This is a genomic window from Bradyrhizobium sp. LB14.3, assembly GCF_040547985.1.
GTDB lineage: Bacteria > Pseudomonadota > Alphaproteobacteria > Rhizobiales > Xanthobacteraceae > Bradyrhizobium.
In genome coordinates this window covers 1-5,201 of record NZ_JBEPQT010000073.1, presented here as the reverse complement: position 1 = coordinate 5,201, position 5,201 = coordinate 1, and the positions used below count along the sequence as shown (strand labels likewise).

Here is a 5,201-nt window from a genome sequence, read left to right as displayed (position 1 = left end):
ACCCGTTCCTCGAGCTTTTCCTTGGGCAGCACCTCATTCACCAGACCCCAGCGATGTGCCTCTGCAACATCCATCCAGCGGCCAGTGAAGAGGAGTTCCATTGCGATGTGATAGGGCATGCGCTTGGGGAGCCTGATCGATGCTGCATCCGCCAGCGTTCCTGCGCGGATCTCTGGCAGCGCAAAGGAGGAATGATCGGAGGCGTAGATCAGGTCGCAGGAAAGCGGTAGAGACGAATTCGAGGCGGATTCCGTGGCGAGGCGGAAAGCTGCCCCGACCCGTGGCGTGACCCCAGGGAGGAAGCCGCCGCGCTATGTGCTTTACGCGCTGTGAGCGGCAAATATCATTGCCGCGCCCATCCACCTCATTCCTCGGGCAAATCGTCCAACCAGCGGGCAGCCTCGACGTGCGGTCGGGAAAAGATCTTTCCGATCTTGTTTGGGATCTTGTTTTGGTGATACCGCATGTACAAGCGGCCGTCGTCTCCCAAATCGAGGATCTCGATCTTTCCTGTGTAATGGGACATGATGTATTTGAACGTTTTTTGGATCCCGCTCAGACGTTGGTTGATGCCGCGCGTAATCTCTAGTCCACGACGCAGCGAAACCTGAAAATGCGATGCGCCCTTCACCGGTCTGCTCTGAAAAAGATAGTAAGGACGCACTCCTATCTGGTGGCACTTGGCGAAGGTCGCCGCCAGGATCTCGGGATCATCGTTGACTTTTGCGAGAAGCACGGATTGGTTGAGGAACTGCACGTCTTGTGCGCGTAAGGAGCGAATGTTGCGCTCCGCATCGACCGAAATCTCACCAACGTGATCGAAATGCGTAACGATTACTGCGGTCTTACCCGCTTCATGGATTCGTTGGAACAAAGCCGGTAAAGCGGAATCCTCAAAACGGCTGGGCTCAAAGGCGAACATCTTTGTGCCGAATCGAATCGAATTCAAATGTGTGATGGGCAGCAAATGATTAAGAACCTCATTGAGGTTGGAAGTGCTGAGCACGAACGGGTCGCCTCCAGATAGCAGCACGTTCGTCATCTCAGGATGGCCACCGATGTATTGCGCAACCCGAGCCAAATCAGGCGCAACTTCATCGGATTTCTTACCGACCATCCGTTTGCGAAAGCAATAACGGCAATATGAAGCGCAATGGTCCGTTACTAATAACAACCCGGTCTGGGCGTACTTGTGCTGGAGGCCAACCACGACCGTGTTGTCGTGCTCGCCGCTCGTATCCAAGCTACCAGCACTCTCGAACTCTTTGACTGAGGGCTCCACTATGTACTTAAGCTGATCGTAGTAACCACTATTGGTAATCTGGTCGCGGTAGTATCTTGTGACTCGATAGCGCGTTATGTTATTGACTTGCAATTCTCCGGCGGTCAGGACGCGCGTCCCTTCGATGAACTTCATCGCTTGTACTCTACTATTCAGCGGATCAACGGTCTTTGTCATTGCTCGACCTTGTTCTATCGGGGTGAGTTGCGCTCTACGCCGTACGGCGACCTACTCACTGATGGTACGGCATGAACATTGGATCGAAACCTACCTACTCTAGTGAACACTCTGCGAATCGATATTTAAGCAAGCCGCGCTCAGCAGAACTCGGCGGCGGCAGAATGTTCCTGAGCGTCGCGAGATTGACTGGCACGCAGTAGATGAGGTCGCCGGCCCAATGCGACGAGTTGGCCGCCTGCTAGTCATCAAGGATCTTTGTGCGCCGATCCCGGAAGCCATCTTCGCGACCGGAGAAGGTCAACCGAGTCTAGTCGATCTAGGGTGCTGCGGCCCCCATGGAGCAGCAGCGTTCCGGATCGGTTGGTCATTTGGAAGCTTTCATATTGTGCCGAGCCCGGCTGGCGCCTTCGCTCCATATCTTGGTTTTCTTCGACGACTTCACAGGCGTCGGGCCGGAGGAGCCGCGCTCCATTGCTCTTGCACTGGCCTCCGTCCGCCACACAAAGTGGACGTGCAGCTTTCCCGGATCAAGCTTCCACGAACGGGCTCTCGCGCCTGAAGCGAAGGTACTGAGACCAGCCCTACCAGCTTGAACTCTGTGCGCCGCTCCATCTGATCGGATACTCCTTTCAGGCTGCGTTCTGCCACCGCTTGCTGCGGCGCGACCAAAACCTTCGGATGATCCAACCATCCAGCTGATGGAAGCGCTTTCCTGACATGGGAGCGACAGTAGTAGTCTCCCCATCCTCGTTGATCGTCTTGATCACTTCGCCCAGACGCAGAGGGATTCGCCTCCTGGTCAAGACCCTGATCTGATCCTCGAACCGGTCCACCGACTTCTGTGCGTGGCATAGAGGTTCTGCTGGTTCGGTTTGGATTTGAGGTCGCGGATCATTACCGGGAGCAGTCGGCTGCCTTTGCCGAACCGGCCATCCACGCAACAGCCCAGCAAGAACATGCGCCCAGTCAACTACTAACCTTAGCAATTGATTGAGATGACAGACGCTGGCACTGCATGATCGCCCTCGTGTCTTCGAGAAAGCCAATATTAATCTGGCGCGCTGCACCTGCTGGGCGCCGCTAACTTATCGCGGTGTAGTCATGAAACACGCTCATTATTCTTTGCTGGAACAACAAGATGGACCATCTTTGTCCCCGCCGGTCGGTCATATGCACGGAAGTCTCACGTAGCAAACTGGGCAAATTCCTTGCGAGGCCTGCTCTGCGCGACTGTCATCTTTCCAAGGAGAGGACTTCCTGGAGCAGGATGCTGTTATGAGCGAAATCCTAAACGGCTTCTGGTGGTGGGTGAGGTGAGGCGTTTCCCCTTGCATGAGACCGGCAGGCGTGGGCGGAACGCTACGGATCGAGGCCCAAGCAGCCTAAAGTGCTGGCATCGAGTGTTTCACTTGAGCGAGGAAAGTCAACAGAATGCCGGTGCTCGATCGCTCCGTCGCGATCCGGGGCTCAATTCAGATATAGCCGATTTGCATCCTGAGCGTGGCCGGATTGCGGCATGAGCGGTCTAGCAGTCAAACGTGTTATCGCAATCCGCGCGGTGCTTTCGTTCGTTTTGCGCCATTGGCTGCTCCAGCCCTACCGCGCCGCGCTTGTGCTGACTGGCTTTCTCGGCGCGACGGCGGCCGACCTGTTCATGCCGGTTTACGCCGGTCATCTCGTCGACGCATTAACGTCAGGCCCTTACAATGAGGCGGCGCGACGTGCGGCGCTGGCGGCCTTCGGCGGCATCGTTGTGCTCGGTCTAGTTTCGATGATCCTGCGCTTCATAGGTTTGCAGGCAGTCGTTCCGTTCACGCTTAAGACGATGTCGGATTTGACGCAGGACGCGTTCATGAGCGTCCAGCGGTTCTCAACCGATTGGCACGCCAACTCTTTCGCTGGTTCGAGCGTGCGGAAGATTACGCGCGGGATGTGGGCCCTCGACTTGCTCAACACCACCATACTGATGTCCCTGTTGCCATCCCTGACGGTACTGGTCGGCTCAATGACCCTGCTTGGGCTGCATTGGCCTGTGCTGGGTGCTGTGATCGCGATTGGTGCGGCAATCTATGTTGCAGTGACAATGACCTTATCGATCCGCTATATCGCGCCTGCCGCACGTGTCTCAAACGCGTCTGACACCAGGATCGGCGGCACGCTGGCGGACGCGCTGACCTGCAACGCGGTGGTGAAATCCTTCGGCGCCGAGGCGCGGGAGGATGCGCGGCTTGCCCGCGTCATCAACCGCTGGCGGGTGCGTGTGCGGCGGACCTGGCTCTGGTACAACTACACTGCCCTGGCGCAGCTCTCGCTGCTGCTATGCCTGCGAGGGTCGGTCATCGGCGGCTCGGTGTTGCTGTGGATGTCCGGGCATGCCTCGCCGGGCGATGTTACCTACGTACTGACGAGCTATTACGTCATCCACGCTTATCTGCGCGACGTCGGCATGCACATCAACAACCTCCAGCGGTCCGTCAACGACATGGAGGAGCTGGTGGCGATCCACGACGAACCGATCGGGATCGCGGATGCCGCCGACGCGCGGCCGATCGCGATTGCGGGCGGCGAGATCGTGTTCGACGACGTCACGTTCCATTATGGCGGCCAGCGCGCGCCGCTGTACGACGGTCTGTCGGTGACGATCCGCGCCGGAGAGCGGGTCGGCCTCGTCGGCCGCTCCGGCTCCGGCAAGACGACTTTAGTCAAACTGGTCCAGCGGCTCTACGACGTCACCGGCGGTCGCGTTCTTATCGATGGGCAGGACATCGCGAAAGCAACGCAGCAATCGCTGCGCAGCCAGATCGCGATCGTGCAGCAGGATCCGATCCTGTTCCACCGCTCACTCGCCGAGAACATCGCCTATGGCCGGCCCGGATCCGGCTTGGAGGCGATCGAGCAAGCGGCGCGACTCGCCAATGCCCACGACTTCATCCTGCGACTGCGCAGGGGCTACAGCACGTTGGTCGGCGAGCGCGGAGTCAACCTATCGGGCGGTGAGCGGCAGCGCATTGCGCTGGCGCGCGCCTTTTTGGTGGATGCGCCGGTACTGATCCTGGACGAGGCAACCTCAAGCCTCGACTCGGAATCGGAAGTCCTCATCCAACAGGCGATGGAGCGGCTTATGAAGGGCCGCACCTGCATTGTGGTCGCGCATCGCCTGTCGACGGTGCGCCGACTTGACCGGATTCTGGTGTTTGATGACGGCGTCATCGCCGAGCAGGGCACGGATGCTACCCTGACCAAGCGGCCGGGCGGACTCTATCGGCTGCTATTGGAGAGGCAAGCCACCGAGTTCGGCCAGATCTCTGCGGCATGGTAGTGGAGCGACTCTAACGCTGCTTCCCGCGTTTGACAGCGGCGAGGACGCGCTTTGGATCGGCGGTCCAAACGAAGGGTTTAGGATCGGCGTTTATCTCGGCAACGAAGCGGTTGATCGCGACTTGCAAGTCAATGACGGATCGGAACACGCCCCGTTTGAGACGACGGCGGGTGAGCTAGCGAAGAAGCCTTCGACCGCATTGAGCCAGGATGCAGAGGTCGGAGTGAAGTGGATCGTCCAGCGGGGATGCCGGGCCAGCCATTGGCCTACCCTTGGATGATTGTGGGTCGCATAGTTGTCGACGATGGCGTGGATTACTTTCCCGGCCGGGACCTGCTCCTCGATCGTGTTGAGGAAGCGAATGAACTCCTGGTGGCGATGGCGCTGCATGTTGCGGCCGATGACGGTGCCGTCGAGGAT

2 protein-coding genes and 2 pseudogenes are annotated in these 5,201 nt (G+C 58.5%); 1 reads left to right on the top strand and 3 read right to left on the bottom strand.

The genetic code is table 11. The features are described from left to right. Together ABIB00_RS38700 and ABIB00_RS38695 are read right to left on the bottom strand one after the other, a co-directional pair. Positions 1-230 (bottom strand): annotated as a pseudogene (locus ABIB00_RS38700) (enoyl-CoA hydratase-related protein); the annotation flags it as partial. Between the two features lie 134 nt (positions 231-364). Further along, on the bottom strand, positions 365-1,417 hold the full coding sequence (locus tag ABIB00_RS38695; RefSeq protein ID WP_354107974.1) for a KamA family radical SAM protein: 1,053 nt from the start codon (positions 1,415-1,417) through the stop codon (positions 365-367). 1,561 nt (positions 1,418-2,978) lie between these two features. Between ABIB00_RS38695 and ABIB00_RS38690 the strand changes: the two genes are divergently transcribed. Next, positions 2,979-4,781, top strand: coding sequence for an ABC transporter ATP-binding protein (locus ABIB00_RS38690; RefSeq protein ID WP_354107973.1), 1,803 nt, complete (start codon positions 2,979-2,981; stop codon positions 4,779-4,781). On the opposite strand, the pseudogene ABIB00_RS38685 reads toward ABIB00_RS38690, so the two are convergent. Further along, positions 4,721-5,201, bottom strand: a pseudogene (locus ABIB00_RS38685) (transposase); the annotation flags it as partial. The gene ABIB00_RS38690 and the pseudogene ABIB00_RS38685 overlap by 61 nt on opposite strands.